Here is a 23,226-nt window from a genome sequence, read left to right as displayed (position 1 = left end):
TGTCAGTGGCGCAGTGCACTATCGAAGCCGGGAGGTGGTGCACGTGCCGAAGATCGATTACGACTGTGACGTGCTCGTGGTCGGCGGCGGCATCGTGGGGCTGGCCACGGCGTATGCGATCACGCGGGCCGCGCCGGGCACGCGGGTCACGGTGCTGGAGAAGGAGCCGGGGGTGGCCCGCCACCAGACCGGCCGCAACAGCGGGGTCATCCACAGCGGGATCTACTACCGGCCGGGCACCCTGAAGGCGCGGTACGCGGTGCGCGGTGCCGCGGAGATGACGAAGTTCTGCGCGGAGTACGGCATCGCCCACGCCGTCACCGGCAAGCTGATCGTCGCCACCGAGCGCTCCGAGCTGCCCCGGCTGCACGGGCTCGTCCAGCGCGGCCGGGAGAACGGCATCACCGTGCGGGAACTGGGCGCCGCCCAGATCGCGGAGTACGAGCCCGAGGTGCAGGGGCTCGCCGCCATACACGTGCGGACGACCGGCGTCTGCGACTACACGGCCGTCGCCCAGCAGCTGGGTGAGGCGTCCGGGGCGGAGATCCGGTACGGCGCGCGCGTGGTGCGGATCGACCGACGGCCGGAGCGCGGGGTGGCCGTGCTCACCGCCCGCGGTGACGTCGTACGGGCGCGGGTGCTGGTGAACTGCGCCGGGCTGTACTGCGACGAGATCGCCCGGCTGACCGGCGACGAGCCGGAGGTGCGGATCGTCCCGTTCCGGGGCGAGTACTACGAACTGGCGCGGCCGGAGCTGGTGCGCGGGCTGGTCTACCCCGTGCCCGATCCGGCCTTCCCGTTCCTCGGCGTGCATCTGACCAGGGGCATCGACGGGGGGGTGCACGTCGGGCCCAACGCGGTGCCGGCGCTGGCCCGGGAGGGATACGGCTGGGGCGTCGTGAGTCCCCGGGAGGCCGTGGCGACGGCGGCGTGGCCGGGCGTGTGGCGGATGGGCCGCCGGCACTGGCGGTACGGCCTCGGTGAGCTGCGGCGGTCGGTCTCGAAGGGCGCCTTCGTGGACGCCGTTCGAAGAATGCTTCCGGCGGTGGAGGAGAACGACCTGGTGCCGACGACGGCCGGCGTCCGTGCGCAGGCGGTCCTGCGGGACGGCGGCCTGGTGGACGACTTCCTGATCCGGGAGGGTCCACGGACGGTCCACGTCCTGAACGCCCCCTCACCGGCGGCGACGGCCTCCCTCCCGATCGGCCGCGAGGTGGCCCGCAGAGCCTTGGGCGCCCTGGCCGACACGTGACCTTGACCGACGCGTTGCCCTGACCGACACGTGCCCCTGACCGACGTCTGAGGGAGCCGCATGTCGTGCGGAACGCGGCGGCCGGGGCGACCGACCCCGGTCGGGAGTGACCGGCCCGGGATCCGGCGGGGTACCCGTGGGAAGCGGGGTGGATCACCGGGGCCCCGGGCGCTCGCGCGGGGGACGGTGGACAGCCCCGTAAAATCGACCCCACTGTGGCTGATTCCGTGAGCGTTCCCGATGTCCCCCCGTCCTCCCCGCGTGGTGAGCACCACCCGGGGGAGGCTGTTCGGCATACCCGCGCCAAGGGGGAGCCGCGGTTCCCCGACGGGCCGCGGGCCGATCCCGCCGGTTCACACTTCGAGCGGCGGATCCGCAGCTTCCAGCCCCGGCGCAGCCGGGTGACGGCCGGGCAGGCGGACGCGCTGCAGCGGCTGTGGGCCAAGTGGGGGCTGGACATCGACGGGCGCGGGGTGGACCTCGCCGAGTTGTTCGGCGCAGGAGGGCGTCCCGTCGTGCTGGAGATCGGTTTCGGCATGGGTGAGGCGACCGCGCGGATGGCCGCCGCCGACCCCGGCACCGACATCCTCGCGGTGGACGTGCACACGCCCGGTCAGGGCAACCTGCTCAGCCTCGCCGACCGCAACGCGCTGACCAACGTCCGGGTCGCCAACGGCGACGCGATCATCCTGCTGCGCGAGATGCTGCCGGCGGACTCGCTCGACGGGCTGCGCGTCTACTTCCCCGACCCCTGGCCCAAGAAGCGCCACCACAAGCGGCGGCTGATCCAGCCGGAGTTCCTCGACCTGGCGGCGACACGGCTGAAGCCCGGCGCGCTCGTGCACTGCGCGACCGACTGGGAGCCGTACGCGGAGCAGATGCTCGAGGTGCTGACCGCGCACCCCGACTTCGAGAACACCCGGGCCGACGGCGGGTTCGCGCCCCGGCCCGACTTCCGGCCGCTGACCCGTTTCGAGGGTCAGGGGCTGGACAAGGGTCACGTGGTGAACGATCTGCTGTTCCGGCGCGTACAGCATCGCGTCCAGCACGGGGATCACTGACCGAACAATTCCCTCCACCACAGTCCCCTCCCTCGTTAGGGTCGATGCCGTGGCCATCAGTTCCCCGTTTCCGCCCAGTCCGCCGCAGCCGCCGCACCCCGGCCGCGAGCCCGAGGGCGGTGTGCTCCGGCAGCCTCACTGGTGGCAGCACAGGTGGGTCCGGTACGGCGCGCTGATCACCCTGCTCGCCCTGTCCGGGCTGGTCATCCTCGCCCTGGTCCGCGAACAGACCGGCACCGAGGGCCTCCTCGTGGGGCTGGGGCTCGCCGTGCTGCCCGTACCGCTGCTCGTCGCCGCCTTCCGGTGGCTCGACCGGGTCGAACCCGGCCCGTGGCGGAACCTGCTCTTCGCCTTCGCCTGGGGCGCGTGCGCGGCGGCGCTCATAGCCATCATCGCCAACAGTTTCGCGACCAGATGGATAGCCACCGCGACCGCGGACCCGTCCGGCGCGGACACCCTGGGCGCGACCGTCATAGCGCCGGTCGTCGAGGAGTCCGCCAAGGCCGCGGCCGTCCTGCTCGTCTTCCTCTTCCGCAGGCGGGACTTCACCGGGATCGTCGACGGCGTGGTCATAGCCGGCATCACCGCCACCGGCTTCGCCTTCACCGAGAACATCCTCTACCTCGGCACCGCCTTCGGCACCGACCAGCTCACGGGCGACAGCGGCATCGCCTCCGTCACCGCCGCGACCTTCTTCGTGCGCGTCGTCATGTCGCCGTTCGCGCACCCCCTGTTCACCGTCCTGACCGGCATCGGCTTCGGCGTCGCCGCGCTCTCCGGGGAGCGCCGGCACGCACGGCGCGTGCTGCTTCCGCTGTCCGGGCTGCTCCTCGCGATGGGCATGCACGCCCTGTGGAACGGCTCCTCGTCGTTCGGCGAACTCGGGTTCCTCGCGGTGTACGCGGCGATCATGGTGCCCGCGTTCGGGCTGCTGACCTGGCTGGTGGTGTGGACGCGCCAGCGCGAGCTGCGCACGGTGCGCGAGGAGCTGCCCGTCTACGCGGCCGCCGGCTGGATCGCGCCGGCCGAACCGTTCGCGCTCGGCTCGATGCGGGCCCGGCGGCTGGCCAGGGTGTACGCCGGACGTCACCTCGGCAGGCCCGCGGCCCGTGTCGTGGCACAGTACGAGGCGTACGCGACATCCCTCGCGTTCCTGCGCCACCGCGGCCGGCAGGGGCGGGCAGGCGCCGATTTCCTGGTCCGCGAACGGGAGTTGCTGAACGAGCTGTGGCGGCGCAAGGACGTCGCCCGGCCCGCCCTGGACCACGCGGCCCGCATGACGGCCCCTCCGGTGCGGATGCCCCCGCCGCCCTGGCCGACGTACGGGACGTACGGGTACGGCCAGGGCCCGGCGTACGGCCAGGGCCAGGCGTACGGCCCGGGCCCGGGATACGGGCAAGGACCGGCGTACGGCCAGAGCCCGACCTACGGCGGCCGGCCGCCCGCCCCCGGATACGGCCACCGGAACGGCCACACACCCGGGTACGGGTACGGGTACGAGCCCGGCAACCCGCCCGGACACGGGCACGGATACGGGTATCCGCCGGGCCCCCACCCCGCGGCCAACCCCCACCAGTAGCCGGACGCCCCACGCGGGCCGACGCACCGGACGCGCCGAGCCGGTCAGGCCGACAGCCCGGACGCGCCGGTCAGGTCACGCCGATGCCTGGGTCAGGCGGGTGACCTCCGCCTCGGTCAGTTCCAGGTCGGCCACCGCCATCAGCGCCGGGAGCTGCTCGGCCGTGCGGGCGGAGGCGATCGGAGCGGCCACCGTCGGCTGTGCGGCGAGCCACGCCAGGGCGACCGTGGCGACCTGGGCGTCATGGGCGCGGGCGATCTCGTCCAGCGCGGCGAGGACGCTGCGGCCCCGGGCCGTGTCGAGGTGCTTGGCGGCGCCGCCGGCGCGGGCGCTCTCGACCGTCGTGCCGGGCCGGTACTTGCCGGTGAGGAAGCCGGAGGCCAGCGCGAAGTACGGGACGGCGGCGAGGCCGAAGCGGGCGGCGAGGTCCTGGAGGCCGCCCTCGTAGGTGTCGCGGGAGACCAGGTTGTAGTGGGGCTGTACGGCGACGTACCGGGCGAGGCCCTCGCGGTCGGAGAACTCCAGGGACTCCTGAAGGCGTGCGGGCGAGATGTTGGAGGCGGCTATGTGCCGCACCTTGCCCGCCCTCACCAGTTCGTCGAGCGCGCCGACGATCTCTTCGACGGGCACCTCGGTCTTGTCGAAGTGCGTGTAGTAGAGGTCGATGTGGTCGGTGCCGAGACGGCGCAGGGAGGCGTCGGCGGCGGCCTTGATGTTGTCCGCGGACAGACCGGGGAAGTCGGGGTGCTGGCTGACCTTGGTGGCGATCACGACGTCGTCGCGGTTGCCGCGGGCCTTCAGCCACCTGCCGATGACGGTCTCGGACTCGCCGCCGCCGTTGCCCTCGACCCACGCGGAGTAGGAGTCGGCGGTGTCGACGAAGTTGCCGCCCGCGGCCGTGTAGGCGTCGAGGACGGCGAAGGAGGCCGCCTCGTCCGCGGTCCAGCCGAAGACGTTGCCGCCGAGGGCGAGGGGGAAGATCTCGAGGTCCGAGGAACCGAGGGTGCGCAGAGAAGTCATGCTTCGTCTCAACGGACGCGGCAGGCACGCCATTCCTCGCGTGACACGAAGAACAGGTGAACAAGCGGCAGCCCTGACGTCGGGGGTGGCCGTCAGGGCTGCCGTTGCTCGATGGTCCTCAGAGCTCCTCGAGGGACGGCTCAGGCCTCCTCGAGGGACGGCTCAGGGGTTGAGGCCCTTGCTGCGCAGCCAGGCCGCCGGGTCGATGCCGTCGGCGTCGCCGTTCGCGTGGACCTCGAGGTGGAGGTGGGCTCCGGTGACGTTCCCGGTGGCGCCCACGCGGCCGATCACGTCACCGGTGGCGACCTTCTGGCCGACGCTGACGCTGATCGACGACTGGTGGCAGAACCAGAGCTCGGTGCCGTCGTCCAGGGTGAGGATGGTGCGGTAGCCGTAGGAACCGGCCCAGCCGGCCTCGGTGATGGTGCCGCTGTGGACGGCCTTGATGAGCGTGCCCGTCGGCGCGGCGAAGTCCAGACCCGTGTGGTAGCCGGAGGACCAGAGGGAGCCGGCCTGGCCGAAGGTCGAGGTGATGGTGTACGAGGAGGTCGGCAGCGTGTACTGCTTGGCCAGCTCGGCAAGACGCGCGGCCTCGACCTTGGCGGCGGCCTCCTCGGCGGCCTTCTTCTTCGCGGCGGCGGCCTTGGCCAGCGCCTCCTTCTCGGCCTTGACGACGGCGTCGGCCTTCGCCTTGGCGGCCGCGGCGGCGGCCTTGACCTCGACCTGGGTCTTCTGCGACTCGGCCTGGGCCATGATCCGGCTGCGCAGGGCCTCGCCGGCGTCGGCGACGCTCTGGTCGACGTCGGTGTCGGCGTCGGTGTCGAAGGCGGCCTCGGAGCCGAAGCTCGCCAGGGCGGGCGCGGCTTCCGGGGCGGGCTTGTCGTCGGAGATCAGCGAGCCCACGCCCGGCAGGTCCGGCATGGAGATGGAGACCGGGGCCTTGCCGGTGTTGGCGCTGGCCATCCCGCCCGCGCTGACGGCGGCGATGACGCCGACGCCGAGGACGGTGGAGCTGCGGGCGAATCCGCCGCCGCGCTGCTTGGCGACGCGGTGCTTGCCGCGTACCGGGCGAATGGACTCCGCGGTGGGGTTCCACTCCTCCCAGGGGCCCTCGTCGGTGCGGTAGCCGCCGTAGCCGAAGGTCTCGGTGGGGGGCTGGACCGGCGCGTACGGGGCCTCGGGGGCAGGCGGGTTGGACGCCACGCGGGCGCGCTCCTTTCCTTCCGTCGCCTACCGGGTTAGCTGACGGGTTCGGAGTCGGAAGGTCTCCTACGCGCGTATACCGGCCGTGGACTCTGCGAGTTCACGGAGGCTTCCGCGTGATTCACCCCAAGGTGGTGGTTCCCCGGTTCCCTTGCGGGATTCGGCGCGTGCGCACGGAGCCGACTCTTGTGTCGGCTGGGACGGCCGCGCTGCGTTATCGAACGTTAATAGACCCGGGGGTGCGTTTCCAAGCCGTTCTTCTTGATCAACAACAATTCCGGCCTGGACTTTCTGGCCAGCAGCGGTGAAAAACGGGCGAGTTGACCCTCGTTCCGGGCGCCTCACCAGTCACACGCGTAGACGCGGCCGCCCAGGCACGGCGCACAGGGCGGCCACCCGGTCACGAAGGGTCACGAAGGGGCGTGGACACGCCATGGAGACGAACGCACCGAGGGCCGGAACCCTTTCGGATTCCGGCCCTCGGCCTTCAGTAGCGGGGACAGGATTTGAACCTGCGACCTCTGGGTTATGAGCCCAGCGAGCTACCGAGCTGCTCCACCCCGCGTCGTTGTGACTCCAGTGTACGTCATCCGGGGGACGCCCAGCACCAGGCTTTGTCGCGGCCCGGCCGGGGCCTCACACCAGGTGCCGGTTCGGGGCCTTCGCCCGCTCCTCGTACTCCGGCAGCACAAGGACGTCGACGCCCGAGGCCGCCAGCATGCCGGTCCCGTCCGCCGCCGTCACGAAGGTGTCGGGCTCGCGCCACGCCGTGACCACCCGGCGCACGCCGGCGTCCAGGATGAGGCGGGCGCACGGGGCGGGGCGGGAGGAGCGGCGGGCGCAGGGCTCGAGGCTGCTGTAGACGGTGGCGGCGGCCAGCCTGGGGTCGGCGGGGTCGAGCTTCGCGAGCGCCGCCTCCTCGGCGTGCACGACCGGGTCGCCTCCCTCGCGGGAGTGCCCGCGGGCCAACTCCGTCCCGTCGGCGGCCACGATCACCGCGCCGACGCTGAACGCCGTGCCGGAGGGCGGGCACTGGGCGGCCAGCTCGCAGGCGAGGGCCAGCCAGTGCCGGTCGGCCGCGGCGGCGAGCGGTCCGGCGCCGGGGGCGGTGGGCTCGTAGCGGTGCAGGACGACGTCCTCGATGCGCCGTGTCTCCACCAGCCGCAGCCGTCCGCCCTGGTAGCCGCCCGGCCCGAAGAGGCGGGGCGCGTCGGGGTCGCCCACGAACAGCGGGGCGAGGACGAGCTGGAGTTCGTCGGCGAGCCCCTGCTGGAGCAGCTGGGTGTGGACGGTTCCGCCGCCTTCGACCATGAGGCGCCGGACGCCGAGCTCGTCGTGGAGGTGTGTGAGGAGGCGGCGCCAGTCCAGCTCGGGGCCGAGCGGGACGACGTCCGCGGCGATGCCGAGCGCGCGGGCCCGTTCGGCGCCCTTCTCGGTCGTGTACACGGCCTTCTCGCCGCCCGTGTGCCAGAAGTTCGCCGCCGGGTCGAGGTCACCGGAGCCGCTGACGGTGACCTTGAGCGGGTAGGCCGGCCGGCCGGCGGCGACCCGGGCGGCGCGGCGCTCGGGGGAGTTCACCAGGAGCCGGGGGTTGTCGGCGCGGATGGTTCCGGCGCCGATGAGGATGGCGTCCACGGAGGCCCGTACCGCGTCGACGCGGTCGAAGTCGGCGGGGCTGGAGAGCAGCAGGCGTTCGGGCGTGGTGTCGTCCAGGAAGCCGTCGAGGGAGACGGCGGCGGACAGCAGGACGTACGGGTACGGCATCGACGTGCTCCCGGGCTCGGTCCGACGGCGGTCTTGGCTGGGGGGTCTTGATTGTCAGGGTCTCGATCGGCGGGGTCTTGGTTCAAGTTTGAAACAACCTACACTGGGTGCATGACGACTCGCTGGCTCACCCCCGAGGAGCAGCGCGCCTGGCGCGCCTATGTTGCGGGCTACCTCCTGCTGGAGGACGCGATCGACCGGCAGCTCCAGCAGGAGGCCGGCATGCCCCACCTGTACTACTCCATTCTCGCCAATCTCTCGGAGACCCCGGAGCGACGGCTGCGGATGACCGAGCTCGCGGAGCAGCTGAAGATCACCCGTAGCAGGCTGACCTACGCGGTGTCCCGGCTGGAGAAGGACGGGCTGGTGCGGCGCGAGGAGTGCCGGTGGGACAAGCGCGGCACCGTCGCGGTCCTGACGGACGAGGGCATGGCGATCCTGGAGAACCTCGCGCCCGGCCACGTCGAGACGGTCCGCGCCGGCCTGTTCGACCGGCTCACCCCCGAGCAGGTGGGACAGCTGGCGGAGATCTTCACGCAGGTCGTCCAGGGTTTCCAGGAGGACGCGGGCGGCGAGGCCGGAGCCGAGGAGCTCCCGTGGCGGCGGCGTTCGACGCCCTGCTCCGGGACGCCGGGGGCCTCCGGGGCCTCGTGAGCCGCGCCACAAACCAGTTGCTTCAAATTTAAAGCATGGGGTAGGGTCTCGTTTCGTCGGACTTGCTTCAAATCTGAAGCAAAGACCGGCCCAGTATCGCCCTGACAACCGCCCTCCGGACCCGGGAGCCCCTCATGCCCGACACCCCCGCCGCCACCCAGCGCGCCCGCGTCCGGGTTCCGCTCCGCTTCCACGACGGCTACTCCGTCGACGCCGAGCTGGTCACCTTCCACGGACTCGTCGACGGTCAGGAGCACGTCGCCGTCGTCCTCGGCGAGCCGGCCCCGGGCTCGGTCCCGCTGGTCCGGCTGCACTCCGAGTGCCTGACCGGCGACGCCTTCGGCTCCGCCCGCTGCGACTGCGGCCCCCAGCTGCGCGAGGCGGTCGAGCGGATAGCGGCGACCGGCGGCGTCCTGCTCTACCTCCGCCAGGAGGGCCGCGGCATCGGCCTCTACAACAAGCTCGACGCGTACGCCCTCCAGGACCAGGGCCTCGACACCTACGAGGCGAACGCCGCGCTCGGCCTGCCCGAGGACGACCGTGACTACACGTCGGCCGCGCAGATGCTGCGCGCCCTCGGCATCACGAGCCTGGACCTGCTGTCCAACAACCCCGACAAGGCAGAGCAGTTGCGGGATCTGGACATCGACGTCCAGGACCGCGTGCCGACCGGCGTCTTCACCACCCCGCACAACGTCCGCTACCTGCGCGCGAAGGTTCTGCAGACCCAGCACACGCTGCCGCTGGCCTCCCTCACCGGCCTCAGCGCGGTCTGACGACGCCGTCGGCCTCCGGCGCGGGCAGGCGCATGCCCCGGGACTCCGCGACGCGCAGGGCGTCTCTCAGGCACTCTGCGAGCCGAAGGCCCGCGTAACGCACCTCGGTGTACGGCGACACGGGGTCGTCCAGCAACGGGCGGGCGAGGCCGAGCACGTCGACGGCCAGGGCGAGCTGTGTGGCCTCCAACTCGTCGGCGAGACGCGAGAGACGGCTGCCCCGGTCGTCCGTCACCAGGTAACAGGGTTTGCCGTCGGGGGACGACCAGGGCAGGAGCCTGGGGGGCGAGGAGAACGCCGGTGTCATCACGCGGCCACCTCCCGCGCGCCGATCAGGTGCCCGTCCAGGTCGACCCCGAAGTCGGTGGCCAGGACGAGGGCGAGCCGACGACGCTGCTGGAGCGCGGCCTCCCGGTCGTGCGCGGCGAGGTAGGGGCGCACGAGAACGGACTCCGCGCCGTCGAGTGAGCCGACGAGCCCGTACGGGGAACGGTGCAGGGGAAGGTGCGGCCCCACTGGTGCGGATTCGTGCCGTACGGCGGTGAAGTGCAGGCAGAGCCGGGGCCGTTGACGGTGGGTGCGACGCCGTTTCCCGGTGCCGGGCGCGAGGAGAAGGCGCACCCACTCGAGGGTGCGACGGATAAGGTCATGCATGTCGACGCTCCTTTGTAGCGTTGGCCACGCCCCGGGAGGTCTAGCTCACCTCGCCGGGGTCTTTCCATCCTGGAAGCTACACCGCTCTGCAGCCCTCTACATACAAGTACAGAGGGATCCACACGATCGTGCACATCACTGCCGCTCTACGTTGGACAAATGAGCGATACAGAAGAGTCGGACGCGGCCCTGGACCCGATGAGCGCGCGGCCCCTCTACGTGCAGCTGGCCGACGTCATCGCCAAGAAGATCGCCACTGGTCAGCTGGCTCCGGACAGGCCGATCCCCTCGGAGAACCACCTCGCCGAGGAGTACGGCGTTGCTCGGCTCACCGCACGGCGGGCCGCCCAGGAACTCCGCGAGCGCGGGCTGATCGTCACAGTCCGCGGCAAGGGCTCCTTCGTCGTCGAGCAGCCGCCCGGTGACGCCCCCGAGGAGACCGAAGAGGACGTACCGGTCGACCGTCAATGAAGTTGAGCCCGCAGAAGACGGGCCACCTGGTCTGCCTGGTCGGGTGTCACCCACTCCGCCTCTGGCCGCCGGAGCAGCTCGAAGACGCCCGGCCCCCGGTGTTCCGGCCGCAGGTCGGCCATGCGCGGCACGATGTGGAAGTGCACGTGCGCGAAGCCTTCGGCCTCGGCGAACTGGACGACGTAGGTCTTCGCGCAACCCGTCACCACCCGAAGCGCCCGGGAAAGCTTGACCTGCCACATCCCCAGGGCGGATGCCTCGGCATCGGTGAGGTCGTGGACGGCGGTGACATGTCTCCGGGGCAGCAGCACCAGCCAGCCGGGGACCGCCGCGTTGAAGGAGTGGGCCACCCGCCAGTGCTGGTCGTGCACGACGCACTCGCGCGGTGGAAGGTCGTCGAACTCGTCTTCCTTGCTGCAGGTGTAGCAGTCGGGAGTCGTCATGAACCGAGAGCGTAGAACCCGTCCGTGCGACAGGTCCGGCTCCACCAAGGGCCGCTGCATCCCTGGAGAACCTCAGTCCCAGCAGCCGGTCTTCGCCCCGTCCGTCTCGGAGCCGACCTCTATCCCGAATCCGGAGCCCGAGTCGAACTCCGGCCCGGCGTCGTAACCGTGCTCGATCTTCAACTGACGGGCGGTGGTGAACCGCAAGGTCAACAGGAGGGCGTCACCGTCCCCGCCCCTGGTGAAGCACAGTCCGCCCTCGGTGTCAGCGACGTCCGGGTTCACGGGATCGGGCCGTAGGCGCCAGCCGTCCGCCTTGGCGGTGGTGCGGTAGAAGTCGACGACCTTCTGTCGGGAGCCGGGGAAGGCGTAGATGCGTTCGGCGTACAGCCAGGCGTCGCCACTGTCGTCGATGCAGCCCGAGTCAACCGATTCGAACCCCTTGGGAGCGGTCGCCCCTTCGGGGGTGGAGCTGAGGATCGACTGGGAGCGCAGTTCCTTCAGCCGCGCCGCGGTGTCGTCACAGGTGTTGAACGGGGACAGCGCGGAGCAGCCGGTCAGGCCGGCGGTCATCAGAGCACCGGCCAGGAGCAGGGCGGTCGGCCGGGTGGGGTGCGTCCTGAGCGGCATGAGGTCTCCCGAGGGCGTGGGCGGGCGGGTTTCACGGTCTGGTGGGGAGAGCAGGGGTCGGAGCGAATACGGAGGCGGTACAGCGGTGCCGGGGCCGGCCTCACGAAAGGACCGGCCCCGGCACCCGGTTGCGGCTCAACCTGTCACGGGACGGAAGCGTCCTAGGCAGGCCCGGGATCACCCGGCCAGGTACCCGTGGCTGTAGAGCCAGCTGCCGGCGCTGTACAAGTACTGGAAGAGGTAGCCGCGGCTGTTGTAGTAGCGCATCCAGTACCGGTTTGTAACTGCTCGCGACGAAGTTGCGCGCCACCCGGTTGTTGTACTGGTCCTTCCGAAAGTCACGGCTTGTCTGTTCGTAAACACGATCGCGCTCGACAGCACGACCATCTCCGAACTGCGCGACCACAAAGCCCGCGTCCCTTGAACCCTTCCGGGCTCTCTGCGTCTCGCGCTCATACCGTAGATCCAGTGGGCCCCGCGGAAGCGCGTGGTCACCGGCGTGTCGGCAGCCACGTAGACCCTCGACCAACTGCCGCGCAGACCTCTCCCGGTGTGCAACCCTGAACATCCGCTCACGCATCGCTCACGCAGAACCCCGAAAACGCCACAGCGCCCGAGCCGACCGAAGCCGACTCAGGCGCTGCGTAGCAGGTCAGAGGGGTGAACCCTCTCCTGCACCGGTAGGCCCTGTGGGACTCGAACCCACAACCAATGGATTAAAAGTCCACTGCTCTGCCAATTGAGCTAAGGGCCCCGGTGATGTTGCCTCCCCGAGCATAGCGGGAGGCGGCCGTGTCGCCGATCGGGTATCGGGGACACGGCCGCGTCGCAGGACGGGGAGCGGCGGGGATCCGTCACGGGTTGGGCAGTTTGCCGGACGTGCCCGCCCGTGCCGTCTCCCTGGCGAGGGTCTTCTCGTGCTCGGGGTTGAGGAACCAGTCACGCGCCGAGAGCTGCCACCACCCGCCCGCGAAGCCCAGGACGACGAGGACGGCGATCGGGGCGTAGTTGAACGTCTCCCAGGTGACCGGGGAGACCTGGGGCAGCATGAACAGGACGGTGATGACGGCCACCCAGGCGACCGACACCACGCCGATCGCCTTCGACCAGCGGCCCAGGTGCCACGGGCCGCGCGCGAAGGCGTCGCCCTTGCGGATGCGCAGCAGCGTCGGGATGACGTACGCGATGTAGAGGCCGATGACGGCGATGGAGGTCACGGCCGCGTACGCGGTCACGTTGATCAGGTAGGGCAGGCCCAGCACCAGCGCGCCGCCGGCCGCCAGCCAGACCGCCGCGACGGGCGTACGGGTGCGCGGGCTGACGGTGTGCCAGACGTGGGAGAAGGGCAGCGCCCCGTCGCGCGAGAAGGCGTAGATCATGCGGCTGTTGGCGGTCACCGACGCCATCCCGCAGAACAGCTGGGCGCCGATGACGACGAGCAGCAGCAGCTTGCCGGCGGTCGCGCCGAGCGCGTCGAGCAGGATCTGGGCGGGCGGCGCGCCGGTCGGCGAGGCGAGGGCGGCGTCGTAGGACTGGATGGCGTACGTGAAGCCGAGGAGCAGGACGAAGCCGGCGATCCACGAGGTCCAGATGGACTGCACGATGCCCTTGGGCCCGGCCGTCGCCGCGTCGTGCGTCTCCTCCGTCATGTGGGCGGAGGCGTCGTAGCCGGTGAAGGTGTACTGGGCCATCAGCAGGCCGAGCAGGACGACGTACACCCCGCTGCCCCAGCCCGTGTTGTTGACGAACTCGCCGAACACGAAGGACGTCGACTGGTGCTTGTCGGGGACGAAGGCCAGCGCGCCCACGATGACGCCCACGCCGAGCACGTGCCACCACACGCTCACGCTGTTGAGGAGGGCGACGATGCGGACGCCGAAGGTGTTCAGCAGACCGTGCAGCAGCAGGATGGCGGCGAAGAGCAGGACCGTCCGGCCGGGCGTCACCTCGAAGTCGAACTGGAGGTTCAGGTACGCGCCGAGGAAGGAGGCGGCGCCGAAGTCGATGCCGGCGGTCACCGCGACCTGCCCGAGCACGTTGAACCAGCCGGTGAACCAGGCCCAGGCCGCGGCCGAGCGCGGGGGCGCCAGCCGGTGCGCCCAGAAGTACAGGCCGGCCGACGTCGGGTACGCCGAGCAGATCTCCGCCATCGACAGGCCGACGAACAGCGTCATGAGGCCGACGGCCACCCAGCCCCAGGTGATCACCGCCGGGCCGCCGGTGTTCATGCCGAACAGGTACAGCGTCAGGCAGCCCGACAGGACCGAGATGATCGTGAAGGAGACCGCGTAGTTGGAGAACGCCGACATGCGGCGGGCGAGAACCTGGGTGTAGCCGAGCTGGGCCAGCCGCTCTTCGTCCGAGAGGTTCCCGGAGGAGCCGCCGCCCACTGTGCCGTCATCTGTCATGCCCCCAGCAATTCCCACACCGAGGGCGTGACACACGTCACAACTTGGCTAGAAAATGCCCTTGTAGGCCTGCCAGCCGGCGCCGATCTTCACACGGGTGGTGAAGGAGCCCCTGCCGTCGCCGGGAATCCGGTACAGCCCGCCGGCCGTGTCCCGCGCGACCAGGTCCGCCTTGCCGTCGCCGGTGATGTCGCCGACGCCGACGAGCGTGTCGTACGCGGAACCCCAGCCGGCGAACACCTTCACCGCCGGGCCGAAGGTCCCCCTGCCGGTCCCGTAGAACCGGTACAGGTTGTTCGCCCTGTCCTGGGTCAGCAGGTCGCCGACGCCGTCCCCGTTCAGGTCACCGGCCGCGACCACCTTCTTGTACGCCTTCCAGTTCGCGTACAGCTTCACGGCGCTCGCGAGCCGCCCCGCGGCGGTTCCCTTGTAGAGGTAGACCGCGCCGGTCGTGGCGTTGCGCGCGACCAGGTCGGGGAGGCCGTCCCCGCTCACGTCGCCGGGCGACGTCAGCACGTCGAACTGCTTCCAGCCGGGCCCGAGTCGCGTGTACGAGGTCCACCCCGAGGACGAGACGACGCACGGCAGCCGGTACACGTACAGGTCGCCGTTGCTCATCCGCACCAGCATGTCGTTGCAGCGGTCTCCGTTCAGGTCGCCCACGGGCACCGGAGTGAAGCCGGAGTCCCAGCCCCAGCCTCCGACGCGTCCGGAGAAGGCGCCGCCGTCCGTGCCCCGATGGACGTTCAGCCGGCCTCCGGAGTCGACGGTGAACAGATCGCCGACCCCGTCCGACAGCGAGTTCGGGCCGCCCAGGTAGTCGTGGCGGACCGCGCCTGCGTGCACCAGCCGGACCGTGCCCTTCACCGTGAGCGCTGCGCCGACGCCGTCGGCGGGCGTGAACGAGACCGTCCAGTCGTACAGCCCGTTCGGGGCATACCTGCCACCGCTGGTGCCGTCCCACCCCAGCCCCGGCAGGCTGCCGCGCACCGGTCCGCCGCCGCGGCTGACGACGGCCTTGCCGCTCGCCCTGTTCCGGACCGTGAACTGCCAGCTCTCCACGGGCTTCGACAGCAGGATCTCGCTCGACGTGATCAGTGTGCTGTTGCCCTCCTCCGCCCAGATCGCGTCCGCGGTCCGCAGCGTCTCCAGCAACCGCAGCGGCTGCTGATTCACCCCCGAAGGCACGAGGTGCACCTGCTCCTGGGCGTCGACCCAGGCCGCGTTCGCGCCGGACTCGTCGACGGTCCAGCGCACGTTCCGCTGCGAGACGCCCGTGTCGGGGAGGTCGCCGATCACCCGGCTCACGGCCGTGCCGTCGGCGACCGCCGTGAGCGTCAGCTTCCCGGCCCGCTTGTCGTGCGTGACGACGTACCCGTCACCGAGCGCGGCCTCGTCGGCCGGGACGGCCACCGACTTCTTGGCCGTCCGGTCGTACACCCCGGCCTTGTCACCGCAGTTCCAGTACAGCCACCGGCCCAGCGCCTGCAGTTCGGCGGGCGCGCAGTCCGCGTCGATGGTGACCGTCTCCGCGGTCTTCTTCGCCGTCAGGTCAAAGGCGGTGAGGGTGCCGGGGGCGGCGCCGGCCGTCCACAGGGCGTCGCCGGAGAGAGCGGCGGGGCCCGGTGCACGGGTGACGACCGGGGCACCGCCTTCGACGTCGTAGACGTACTGCTGGCCGGACGTGGTGTAGAGCACGTACGCCCCGGAGACGTCGGTGATCCGCCCGCCGGCGGGAACGGTGACTTCCCGGAAGTCGTAGTCCTTCGGCCCGTTGATCCGGATGCGGTCGTACTGCTCCAGGTACCGGTCCAGCCAGACGGTCCGCCCGTCGGCCGTGCCGAACAACTGGGAGCAGCCGACGTCCGTCACCGGGCAGGAGCCCAGCAGTGTGTCCCTCCCGTCGTACGACGAGCGCTTACCGAACGTCGGCGTCCCGGTCGCGGCGACGGTCCGCCCGTAGGTGTCGCGGTATCCGAGGTAGCTGGGGTCGGCGACGACGAGTTCGCCCTGCTCCAGGGACAGCCCCTGGATCTTGTACGGCGGCTTCGGCAGCGCCTTCACCTGGGTGACGACCGGACTGCCGTCGGAACCGGGCTGGATACGCTGGACGCCCCAGTCGTCCCGGACGGCTGCGGTGCGGCCGACAACGACGGCACTGCCGTCGGACACGGCCGAGATGTGGATGTTCGACGCGGTTAGCAGGGTCTTCGAGGGACCGCCCGTGACGGGCTGGGCGACCACCGCGCCCGCGGTGCCGGGCCGGGTCACGAGCCAGCCGCCGACCACGGCGAGGTCCTGAGCCGGGTTGGTGGCGCCGCTGCCGAGCGTGACCTCGACTGGGGCGGCGGACAGGTCGGCGCGGGAGAACACCTGGACGACGGGGTCACCGAGGTCGAAGAGGACCACGTGGTCAGTGGTGACCTGCGCATGGGCGTAGGCCTTGGAGCGCAGCGGGGTCCAGCTCTGGACCTGGCCCGTCCGCCGGTCGACCATGACCGACAGATAAGGCCCGCCCGCCTTTCCGGCGTGGAGGAGCAGCCCGTCCGCGTCCCCGCCCATAGGCTGGCCGAGGAGGTACCCGTCGGGCACTCCGGTCACGAGCACGTCACGCGTGCTGCCGTCCGGCTCCGGGATCAGCAGGTGCATGTCCCGCCGGACCGTCGTGCCGTTCTCGTCCCGCACCGTCCGGAAGGCGACCGCGAGATCGGCGTGGACGGTGAGCAGCGTCAACCCCTCGGGCGTCCGGATCGTGCGAGTGGTGCCGTCGGCCGCGTTCCACAGGTCGACCCGGCCGTCGGCGAAGTAATAGGCGAGGACGTCGCCGCCCGTCGTGGCGTAACGGGTGTAGCCCGCAGGAGGAACCACCTTGACGGACGTGCCGTCCGCGTAACGCGTCCAGACCAGGCCGGAGCCCTCCAGACTGTGGAACACCCCCTGGGCTCCGGCTCCGTCCCGTCCGGAGTAGGACGAACCGCCGTAGACGGCACCCGAGGTGTACATGTCGCGCAGCGTCGCCGGCACCACCGTTTCCTGGGGCGTGTCCGCGACCGCCGTCGAAGGGAGCAGCGGGGTCAGCCCGGCCGCCAGGACGGCGGAGGCGGCGACGAGACGCAGGCGTGCGGAGCCTTGACGAGGCAAGAGGGTCCCTCCCCGGGAACGGAGACGGGTGGGACCGGACGCCCCTCGGTGTCCACGGTCCCCGGCCCCCCGGCCTTCACATCCGTCTCACAAGTCGGCTGATCCTACAGTCCTCCGGCAAGGCCGGTGAAAGGGGTTTCCGGACGTCGGACACGCGAAACGCCGTGGCCCCCACCGGAGTTCGGTGGGGGCCACGGCGTTCACTCACATGAGCCGGCGACTGCCTCGGCGTCAGCCGTTGCGCTTCCAGCGCGGCTTGTCGTCGCGGCGGCCGGCGCCGGGCGCGGTGCCGCGGTGGTCGTCACGACGGCCGTACGGACGCTCGTGGCCACCGGAGCGGAAGCCCGGGCGGTCGCCCTGACGGTCGCGGTTGAACGGACGGTCGCTGCCACGGTGGGTGGACGGACGCTCGTCACGACGGTCGCGGTTGAAACCGCCCGAGGGACGGTCGTCGCGGCGGAAGCCACCGGAGGGACGCTCGTCACGACGGTCGTCGCGGCGGAAACCGCCCGAGGGACGGTCGTCACGGCGGAAGCCACCGGAGGGACGCTCGTCACGACGGTCGTCGCGGCGGAAACCGCCCGAGGGACGGTCGTCACGGCGCTCGAAGGAACGGCCGCCACGGTCGTCACGGTTGAAGCCGCCACGGTCGCCGCGGTTGTTGTCACGGTCACGGTCGCGGTTGAAGCCACCGCGGTCGTCACGACGCTCGAAGGAACGGCCGCCGCGGTCGTCACGACGGTCGTCGCGGCGCTCGAAGGAACGGCCGCCGCGGTCGTCACGGTTGAAGCCGCCACGGTCACCGCGGTTGAAGCCGCCGCGGTCGTTGTCGCGACGCTCGAAGGAACGGCCGCCGCGGTCGTCACGACGGTCGTCGCGACGCTCGTAGTTGCCCCGCTCGTCACGGCGCTGACGCGGCTCGTACGCGGGACGCTCCTCGGGCTGCTCGGAGACCGGAGCCACCGCGGCCTCGGCCGGGGCCTCCACCGCGGCGTCCTGCTCGACGACAGCCTCGGCGGCCGCGACGACGGCCGTCTCCGGGTCCTCGCCGCGCTCACGCGCCACGCGGGCCACCAGACGGTCGGCCTCCTCGCGCAGCTCGGTCGCCCGGCGCTGCGCACGCTCCAGCTCCCTGGTGAGCTCGGAGACCTCACGCTCGGCCTGCTGCGCCGCGTTGCCCGCGGACTCGGCCTGGACCTCCGTCATCGAGCGGGCGCCGGTGATCTCGGCGACCGCCGGGTCGAAGGCCGCGCCGCCCTGGATGATGTGACGCCCCGCGTCGACGCCCGCGTCCTCCATCAGACGGAAGATCTGACGGCGCTGGTGCGGCAGCGAGAGCGAGACGACCGTGCCGGTGCGGCCGGCGCGCGCCGTGCGGCCCGCGCGGTGCAGGTAGTCCTTGTGGTCGCCGGCCGGGTCCACGTTCAGGACCAGGTCGATGCCGTCCACGTGGATGCCGCGGGCGGCGACGTCGGTCGCGACGAGCGCGTTGACGTAACCGTCCTTGAAGTCGGCCAGCGTGCGGGTGCGCGCGCCCTGGGTCATGCCGCCGTGCAGCGCGTCCGCCTTCACACCGGCGTCGCGCAGCTGCTCGGCGATACGGTCGGCGCCCAGCTGGGTGCGGACGAAGATGATGGTGCGGCCCTTGCGCGAGGCGATGGCGGAGGTGACCGGCGCCTTGTCCTTGGGCTTCACGATCAGGATGTGGTGCGACATGGTCGTGACGTTGCCCTGGGCGCTGTCGACCTCGTGCGTGACCGGGTTGCTCAGGTAGCGCTTGACCAGCGTGGAGATCTCGTTCTCCATCGTGGCGGAGAACAGCATCCGCTGGCCGCCGCCGGGGATCTGGTCGAGCAGCTCGGTGACCTCGGGCAGGAAGCCCAGGTCGGACATCTGGTCGGCCTCGTCGAGGACGGCGATCTGCACGTTCTCGAGGGAGCAGGCGCCGCGGTTGATGATGTCGCGCAGCCGGCCCGGGGTGGCGACGAGGATGTCGACGCCCCGCTCCAGGGCGTAGATCTGGTTGCTCATCGACGTACCGCCGCAGACGACCTTCATCTTCAGGCCGAGGACGTCGCCGTAGGGCTGCAGCGCGTCCGCGACCTGCATCGCCAGCTCACGCGTCGGCGTGAGGATGACGGCGCGCGGCTTGCGCTTCTCGGTGTGCCCGCCGGCCAGCGTGGCCAGGGTCGGCAGACCGAAGGAGAGGGTCTTGCCGGAGCCGGTGCGGCCACGGCCGAGGATGTCCTTGCCGGCCAGGGCGTCCGGGATGGTCGCGGCCTGGATCGGGAAGGGGCTGGTCACGCCGTTCTGCGCGAGCTTGCGCACGACGCCCTCGGGGAGACCGAGGTCGGCGAAGGTGAGTTCGGGGGTCTCGACGGAGGCCTCGGCGGCCTCGGTGACCTCGATCGCCGCTTCGTCGATCGACCCGCCGTCGTTCTCGGGCATGACGGCGTGATCAGTACTGGAAATGGACATGCGAATGCGAAACCTTCCGGAGTCTCTTCGGCACGCGCCCGTCAACTCCGTGTTCGCATTGCAAGGACCGCCTCTATGCGGTCAGCCACGGCAAGGGAGAGTACGCGCCACACGGCGCGCTCTGCAGTGGCGCCGGGCAAATGGGATCAAACGATCTACTACCATACGCACCCCGGTCGCGGAAGGCAAACCGAAGCCATCGTCGCAGCTCAGCCGCCCGTCCGAGCCGGCCCGCGGCCCGCGGGGCTCCGCCCGGCCGAGGCCCACGGACCCCGCCAGCCGGTGAACCCCACCGGTCCCGAAACACGCCCTACCAGACGGGCGCGCCGGCCTCCGGCGCCGGTTCCCGGTCCAGCAGCTGGGGCGCCGTCCCCCCGCCGCCCTCGTGCGCCGACGCCGACGGCTCGGCGACCGTCGGCTCCGGCGTGGGGGACGGCGGCTCCGGCGTCGGCACGGGCGGCACCGGGTCCGGGGACCGGGTGGGCGCGGGCGGCTGCACCCCGCTCGGCGTCGGCGCGCCCGGCCTGTCGGTCACCCCGGGCCGGACGGCCCCGGGTGAGGCCGCGGCGCTCCCGCCCGCCGACGGCGAGGCTCCCGCGGACGCCGACGCGCTCGCCCGCCCCCCGGCACCCTTCCCGTGTCCGTGCCTGCCGTCGCCGCCGGCCGCGCCCGCGCCGAACCCGCCGCCCGGGCCCCGCCCGTCGCCGCCCCCCGCCTCACGGCCCTGCCGGCCGGCCGAGTGCGAGGGCTTCGCCCGGCCGCCGTCGTCGTCCCCCACGCTCATACAGCCGGCGGCCGCGGCGACGGCCATCACCGTCACAGCCAGACGGACGGGAAGGTACAAGGGGCGCACAGGGCCACCTCCGGGGCAGACGCAAGAAGTCACGGTGCCCAACTCCCGCCGCCCGCAAGAGGACACGCGCGGGCCGCACGCACCCCTGCGCCGAACGGCTCAGCCGTACCCGAGCGCGTGCGGCCGGGCGTCGTCGATACCGAATCTCGGCGCCATGACAGGGCCCGCCATGGCCACGCAGACGGCGGAGACGGGCACCGTTACGAGCAGGGACACGGCGAGGACCTGCCGGCAGCCGGGCCGAACCGGTACACACCAACGGCCGGGACAGCCAAGACGGCTGAGCACCGGCTGTGTGCCTGGCGGAAGGTCAGGACTCCGTAAGTGCTCCGATCACGTGACCACTCACGGACAATGGGCCTGTGCTGGAGATGACACGCGACAGGTTCGAAGAACTGGTGAGTGAGGCCCTGGACCAGATCCCGCCGGAGTTGACGCGGGTCATGGACAACGTGGCTGTCTTCGTGGAGGACGAGCCGCCCGCCGACGACCCGGAGCTACTGGGGCTGTACGAGGGGACCCCGCTCACGGAACGCGGCGAGTGGTACGCCGGCGTCCTTCCGGACCGCATCACGATCTACATGGGCCCGACCCTGCGCTTCTGCGAGACGTCGGAGGACGTGGTGCACGAGGTGGCCGTGACGGTCGTCCACGAGGTGGCGCATCACTTCGGCATCGAGGACGCGCGGCTCCATGAACTGGGCTGGGGCTGATCTCCCAGCGCCCCTCCCCGCCGCCGGGGGGAGGGCACGAACGGCCCGCATAACCGCGCCCGCACCGGGGCATACGGCACCAATGGCCCGTGTCCGCCTCCCCGCAGCAGCCCTGCGACGCCTCAAGCCCGCCCGGCGCCGGAACACCGTCCCCGAACTCGCCGCTCCTCCACGGCCGTGGCTGCGCGCCTTCGGCATGACCGCCGTCGTCCTTCTCGGCGCCTGGCTCGGGCTGCTGGTCGTCGGGAACGTCCGTGTCCCCGTCGGCCCCATGGACACCACGATGACCCTGCGCCCCTCCCTCACCGGCGGGACGAAGATCAACGTCTCCCCGCTGGGCGCGCTCAGCCTGGACAGCCACCTCGCGCCGGTCCGCCTCGACGTCAACGTCGACCAGCTCGACCCCGCCCGCTCCCAGGCCCTGGTCGACCACCCCGAACGCCTCTCCGGGCTCCAGGACGAGGTCGCCCACGACGTCGAGCACGGCACCATGGACCTCGCGGTCCGCTCCTGCGTCGCCGTCGTCTCCGGCGCCACCGCACTCGGCCTCGCGGTCTACCGCCGGCCGCGCCGCGCCCTCGCCGCCGGCGGCCTGGCGCTCGCCCTGCTGGCCGCCTCGGGCGCCAGCGCCTACGCCACCTGGAACCCCAAGTCGGTGCTGGAGCCCCGGTTCTCCGGTCTGCTGTCCTCCGCCCCGTCGCTCGTCGGCAACGCGCGCAGCATCGTCACCGAGTTCGACGTCTACCAGCAGGAACTCGCCCGCCTGGTCACCAACGTCACCAAGCTCTACGACGTGACCTCCACACTGCCTGCCTACTCGCCGGACCCGACCACCGTGCGCGTCCTACACGTCTCCGACATCCATCTCAACCCCGCGAGCTGGAAGATCATCTCGTCGCTGGTGGAGCAGTACAAGGTCGACGTCATCGTCGACTCCGGCGACACCATGGACCACGGCAGCGCGGCCGAGAACGGCTTCCTGGACCCCATCGCCACGCTGGGCGCGCCGTACGTGTGGGTCAGGGGCAACCACGACTCCCTCGTCACCCAGCGCTATCTGCAGGGCATGAAGAACGTGCACGTCCTCGACGGCGGCCGCGCGGTCAGCGTCGCCGGTCTGCGTTTCGCCGGCATCGGGGACCCGCAGTTCACCCCCGACCGCTCCGCCGCGCCGGGCGCCGCCGAGTCGGAGGAGGCGGCGGGCGCGCGACTGGCCGGGGCCCTGCGCACGCAGCGGGCGGCCGGCGCCCCCGTCGACGTGGCCGTCGTCCACGAGCCCTCCGCCGCCCGTGGCACCGACGGCGAGGTGCCCCTCGTCCTGTCCGGTCACCTCCACCACGAGGGGATGGAGGTCATGAAGAACGGCACCCGGCTGCGCGTCGAGGGGTCGACCGGCGGCAGCGGCCTGCGCGCCGTGGAGGGCAAGTATCCCGACCCGATCGAGGCGTCGATCCTCTACTTCGACCGCGGCACCCGCCGCCTCCAGGCCTGGGACGAGATCAAGCTCGGCGGTCTGGGCCTGACGACGGCCGAGGTCAGCCGCCACCTTCCGAAGGAGAACCAGCCGGGCGCCGCTCCGTCCCCCAGCCCGTCCCCCAGCCCCTCCTCCGGCTCACCCTCCGGCCCGCCCTCCGCCCCCTCCCCGAGCCCTGCCGCCGTCCCCTCGGGGACCTCCTCCCGGAAGGCCCCGTAAACCGTTTTGGCGATACCCCCCGGCATCCCATATGCTCATGACGTCCCCGACGCGCTGAGAAGCGCCCAGGCGGGCCGATAGCCCTCATCGTCTAGCGGCCTAGGACGCCGCCCTTTCAAGGCGGTAGCACGGGTTCGAATCCCGTTGGGGGCACGCAACACCGTGTGCGACACTGTCGTACACAACAGCTTGGTCCTGTGGAGCAGTTTGGAGTGCTCGCCACCCTGTCAAGGTGGAGGCCGCGGGTTCAAATCCCGTCAGGACCGCTGAGGTTTCACGTGAAACCTCGTGGCTGGGTAGCTCAGTTGGTACGAGCGATCGCCTGAAAAGCGATAGGTCGCCGGTTCGACCCCGGCCCCAGCCACCAGAACGAAACCCTCTCCGGGCTCCGGAGGGGGTTTTCGTCATGACGGGCCGGGCGGCCGCGCCCAAA

The 23,226-nt window shown here is 71.4% G+C and carries 19 protein-coding genes, 5 tRNA genes and 1 riboswitch; of the genes, 11 read left to right on the top strand and 13 right to left on the bottom strand.

Annotated features, from left to right (window positions below; translation table 11 throughout):
• Positions 1-34: 34 nt before the first annotated feature.
• The 3 genes from lhgO to C6376_RS10900 all read left to right on the top strand — a co-directional run bounded on the left by lhgO (position 35) and on the right by C6376_RS10900 (position 3,892).
• Positions 35-1,252 carry an L-2-hydroxyglutarate oxidase gene (gene lhgO / locus C6376_RS10910; RefSeq protein WP_254076362.1) on the top strand — a complete coding sequence of 406 codons (1,218 nt, stop codon included), beginning with the start codon at positions 35-37 and terminating at the stop codon, positions 1,250-1,252.
• A 215-nt stretch (positions 1,253-1,467) separates the two neighbouring features.
• Positions 1,468-2,313: a tRNA (guanosine(46)-N7)-methyltransferase TrmB gene (trmB, locus tag C6376_RS10905; RefSeq protein ID WP_107443237.1), complete on the top strand. Its 846-nt coding sequence runs from the start codon at positions 1,468-1,470 to the stop codon at positions 2,311-2,313.
• Between the two features lie 121 nt (positions 2,314-2,434).
• Positions 2,435-3,892 carry a PrsW family glutamic-type intramembrane protease gene (locus tag C6376_RS10900; protein ID WP_107443236.1) on the top strand — a complete coding sequence of 486 codons (1,458 nt, stop codon included), beginning with the start codon at positions 2,435-2,437 and terminating at the stop codon, positions 3,890-3,892.
• A gap of 75 nt (positions 3,893-3,967) precedes the next feature.
• On the opposite strand, the gene C6376_RS10895 is transcribed toward C6376_RS10900, so the two are convergent.
• The 4 genes from C6376_RS10895 to C6376_RS10880 form a co-directional block, all read right to left on the bottom strand.
• Complete coding sequence (locus tag C6376_RS10895; RefSeq protein ID WP_107443235.1) at positions 3,968-4,912, bottom strand: aldo/keto reductase; 945 nt, start codon at positions 4,910-4,912, stop codon at positions 3,968-3,970.
• Between the two features lie 162 nt (positions 4,913-5,074).
• A complete protein-coding gene (locus C6376_RS10890) occupies positions 5,075-6,115 on the bottom strand; it encodes a M23 family metallopeptidase (RefSeq protein WP_107443234.1) in 1,041 nt (346 codons plus the stop codon).
• Positions 6,116-6,124: 9 nt separating this feature from the next.
• A riboswitch (cyclic di-AMP (ydaO/yuaA leader) is annotated at positions 6,125-6,291 on the bottom strand.
• Positions 6,292-6,606: 315 nt separating this feature from the next.
• A tRNA-Met gene (locus C6376_RS10885) sits at positions 6,607-6,680 on the bottom strand.
• Between the two features lie 71 nt (positions 6,681-6,751).
• Positions 6,752-7,879, bottom strand: coding sequence for a dihydrofolate reductase family protein (locus tag C6376_RS10880; protein ID WP_107443233.1), 1,128 nt, complete (start codon positions 7,877-7,879; stop codon positions 6,752-6,754).
• Positions 7,880-7,990: 111 nt separating this feature from the next.
• Between C6376_RS10880 and C6376_RS10875 the strand changes: the two genes are divergently transcribed.
• Together C6376_RS10875 and ribA are read left to right on the top strand one after the other, a co-directional pair.
• Positions 7,991-8,533 carry a MarR family winged helix-turn-helix transcriptional regulator gene (locus C6376_RS10875; protein WP_107443232.1) on the top strand — a complete coding sequence of 181 codons (543 nt, stop codon included), beginning with the start codon at positions 7,991-7,993 and terminating at the stop codon, positions 8,531-8,533.
• Between the two features lie 134 nt (positions 8,534-8,667).
• Positions 8,668-9,309, top strand: a complete 642-nt coding sequence (gene ribA / locus C6376_RS10870) for a GTP cyclohydrolase II (protein WP_107443231.1) — start codon at positions 8,668-8,670, stop codon at positions 9,307-9,309.
• Here ribA and C6376_RS10865 read toward each other — a convergent pair.
• A complete protein-coding gene (locus C6376_RS10865; RefSeq protein ID WP_107443230.1) occupies positions 9,296-9,616 on the bottom strand; it encodes a hypothetical protein in 321 nt (106 codons plus the stop codon). The genes ribA and C6376_RS10865 overlap by 14 nt on opposite strands.
• Positions 9,616-9,963: a hypothetical protein gene (locus tag C6376_RS10860; RefSeq protein ID WP_107443229.1), complete on the bottom strand. Its 348-nt coding sequence runs from the start codon at positions 9,961-9,963 to the stop codon at positions 9,616-9,618. The genes C6376_RS10865 and C6376_RS10860 overlap by 1 nt, the downstream gene beginning before the upstream one ends.
• A 159-nt stretch (positions 9,964-10,122) precedes the next feature.
• Here C6376_RS10860 and C6376_RS10855 point away from each other — a divergent pair, with 159 nt between their 5' ends.
• Positions 10,123-10,434, top strand: coding sequence for a GntR family transcriptional regulator (locus C6376_RS10855; protein WP_319596551.1), 312 nt, complete (start codon positions 10,123-10,125; stop codon positions 10,432-10,434).
• On the opposite strand, the gene C6376_RS10850 is transcribed toward C6376_RS10855, so the two are convergent.
• The 7 genes from C6376_RS10850 to C6376_RS10820 form a co-directional block, all read right to left on the bottom strand.
• Positions 10,428-10,877, bottom strand: coding sequence for an HIT family protein (locus C6376_RS10850; protein WP_107443227.1), 450 nt, complete (start codon positions 10,875-10,877; stop codon positions 10,428-10,430). The genes C6376_RS10855 and C6376_RS10850 overlap by 7 nt on opposite strands.
• A 72-nt stretch (positions 10,878-10,949) precedes the next feature.
• Positions 10,950-11,507 (bottom strand): hypothetical protein, encoded by a 558-nt coding sequence (locus tag C6376_RS10845; protein ID WP_107443226.1) that lies wholly within the window; start codon positions 11,505-11,507, stop codon positions 10,950-10,952.
• 681 nt (positions 11,508-12,188) lie between these two features.
• Positions 12,189-12,261: transfer RNA gene (locus tag C6376_RS10840), tRNA-Lys, on the bottom strand.
• A 100-nt stretch (positions 12,262-12,361) separates the two neighbouring features.
• Positions 12,362-13,915, bottom strand: a complete 1,554-nt coding sequence (locus C6376_RS10835; RefSeq protein ID WP_107443225.1) for an amino acid permease — start codon at positions 13,913-13,915, stop codon at positions 12,362-12,364.
• 48 nt (positions 13,916-13,963) lie between these two features.
• Positions 13,964-17,056 carry a VCBS repeat-containing protein gene (locus C6376_RS10830; protein ID WP_107443224.1) on the bottom strand — a complete coding sequence of 1,031 codons (3,093 nt, stop codon included), beginning with the start codon at positions 17,054-17,056 and terminating at the stop codon, positions 13,964-13,966.
• A gap of 231 nt (positions 17,057-17,287) precedes the next feature.
• On the bottom strand, positions 17,288-19,534 hold the full coding sequence (locus C6376_RS10825) for a DEAD/DEAH box helicase (protein ID WP_107443223.1): 2,247 nt from the start codon (positions 19,532-19,534) through the stop codon (positions 17,288-17,290).
• A gap of 310 nt (positions 19,535-19,844) precedes the next feature.
• A complete protein-coding gene (locus C6376_RS10820) occupies positions 19,845-20,387 on the bottom strand; it encodes a hypothetical protein (RefSeq protein ID WP_107443222.1) in 543 nt (180 codons plus the stop codon).
• 362 nt (positions 20,388-20,749) lie between these two features.
• Between C6376_RS10820 and C6376_RS10815 the strand changes: the two genes are divergently transcribed.
• The 5 genes from C6376_RS10815 (at position 20,750) to C6376_RS10795 (ending at position 23,160) form a co-directional block, all read left to right on the top strand.
• On the top strand, positions 20,750-21,100 hold the full coding sequence (locus tag C6376_RS10815; RefSeq protein WP_107443221.1) for a metallopeptidase family protein: 351 nt from the start codon (positions 20,750-20,752) through the stop codon (positions 21,098-21,100).
• A gap of 82 nt (positions 21,101-21,182) precedes the next feature.
• The gene (locus tag C6376_RS10810; protein ID WP_107443220.1) at positions 21,183-22,793 is read left to right on the top strand and encodes a metallophosphoesterase; all 1,611 of its coding nucleotides are present in this window, start codon (positions 21,183-21,185) and stop codon (positions 22,791-22,793) included.
• A gap of 80 nt (positions 22,794-22,873) precedes the next feature.
• Positions 22,874-22,946, top strand: a tRNA-Glu gene (locus tag C6376_RS10805).
• 38 nt (positions 22,947-22,984) lie between these two features.
• Positions 22,985-23,059, top strand: a tRNA-Asp gene (locus C6376_RS10800).
• A gap of 24 nt (positions 23,060-23,083) precedes the next feature.
• A tRNA-Phe gene (locus C6376_RS10795) sits at positions 23,084-23,160 on the top strand.
• Positions 23,161-23,226 lie beyond the last annotated feature (66 nt).

Source organism: Streptomyces sp. P3 (genome assembly GCF_003032475.1).
Lineage (GTDB): Bacteria > Actinomycetota > Actinomycetes > Streptomycetales > Streptomycetaceae > Streptomyces.
This window is presented reverse-complemented; position numbering and strand designations above follow the sequence as displayed.

Bases quoted from the DNA above. Each gene is read 5' to 3' on its own strand.
- C6376_RS10860 (WP_107443229.1), bottom strand. From the start codon at position 9,963: ATGCATGACCTTATCCGTCGCACCCTCGAGTGGGTGCGCCTTCTCCTC.
- C6376_RS10855 (WP_319596551.1), top strand. From the start codon at position 10,123: ATGAGCGATACAGAAGAGTCGGACGCGGCCCTGGACCCGATGAGCGCG.
- C6376_RS10875 (WP_107443232.1), top strand. From the start codon at position 7,991: ATGACGACTCGCTGGCTCACCCCCGAGGAGCAGCGCGCCTGGCGCGCC.
- C6376_RS10825 (WP_107443223.1), bottom strand. From the start codon at position 19,534: ATGTCCATTTCCAGTACTGATCACGCCGTCATGCCCGAGAACGACGGC.
- C6376_RS10880 (WP_107443233.1), bottom strand. From the start codon at position 7,879: ATGCCGTACCCGTACGTCCTGCTGTCCGCCGCCGTCTCCCTCGACGGC.
- ribA (WP_107443231.1), top strand. From the start codon at position 8,668: ATGCCCGACACCCCCGCCGCCACCCAGCGCGCCCGCGTCCGGGTTCCG.
- C6376_RS10835 (WP_107443225.1), bottom strand. From the start codon at position 13,915: ATGACAGATGACGGCACAGTGGGCGGCGGCTCCTCCGGGAACCTCTCG.
- C6376_RS10895 (WP_107443235.1), bottom strand. From the start codon at position 4,912: ATGACTTCTCTGCGCACCCTCGGTTCCTCGGACCTCGAGATCTTCCCC.
- C6376_RS10810 (WP_107443220.1), top strand. From the start codon at position 21,183: ATGGCCCGTGTCCGCCTCCCCGCAGCAGCCCTGCGACGCCTCAAGCCC.
- C6376_RS10845 (WP_107443226.1), bottom strand. From the start codon at position 11,507: ATGCCGCTCAGGACGCACCCCACCCGGCCGACCGCCCTGCTCCTGGCC.
- C6376_RS10850 (WP_107443227.1), bottom strand. From the start codon at position 10,877: ATGACGACTCCCGACTGCTACACCTGCAGCAAGGAAGACGAGTTCGAC.
- C6376_RS10865 (WP_107443230.1), bottom strand. From the start codon at position 9,616: ATGACACCGGCGTTCTCCTCGCCCCCCAGGCTCCTGCCCTGGTCGTCC.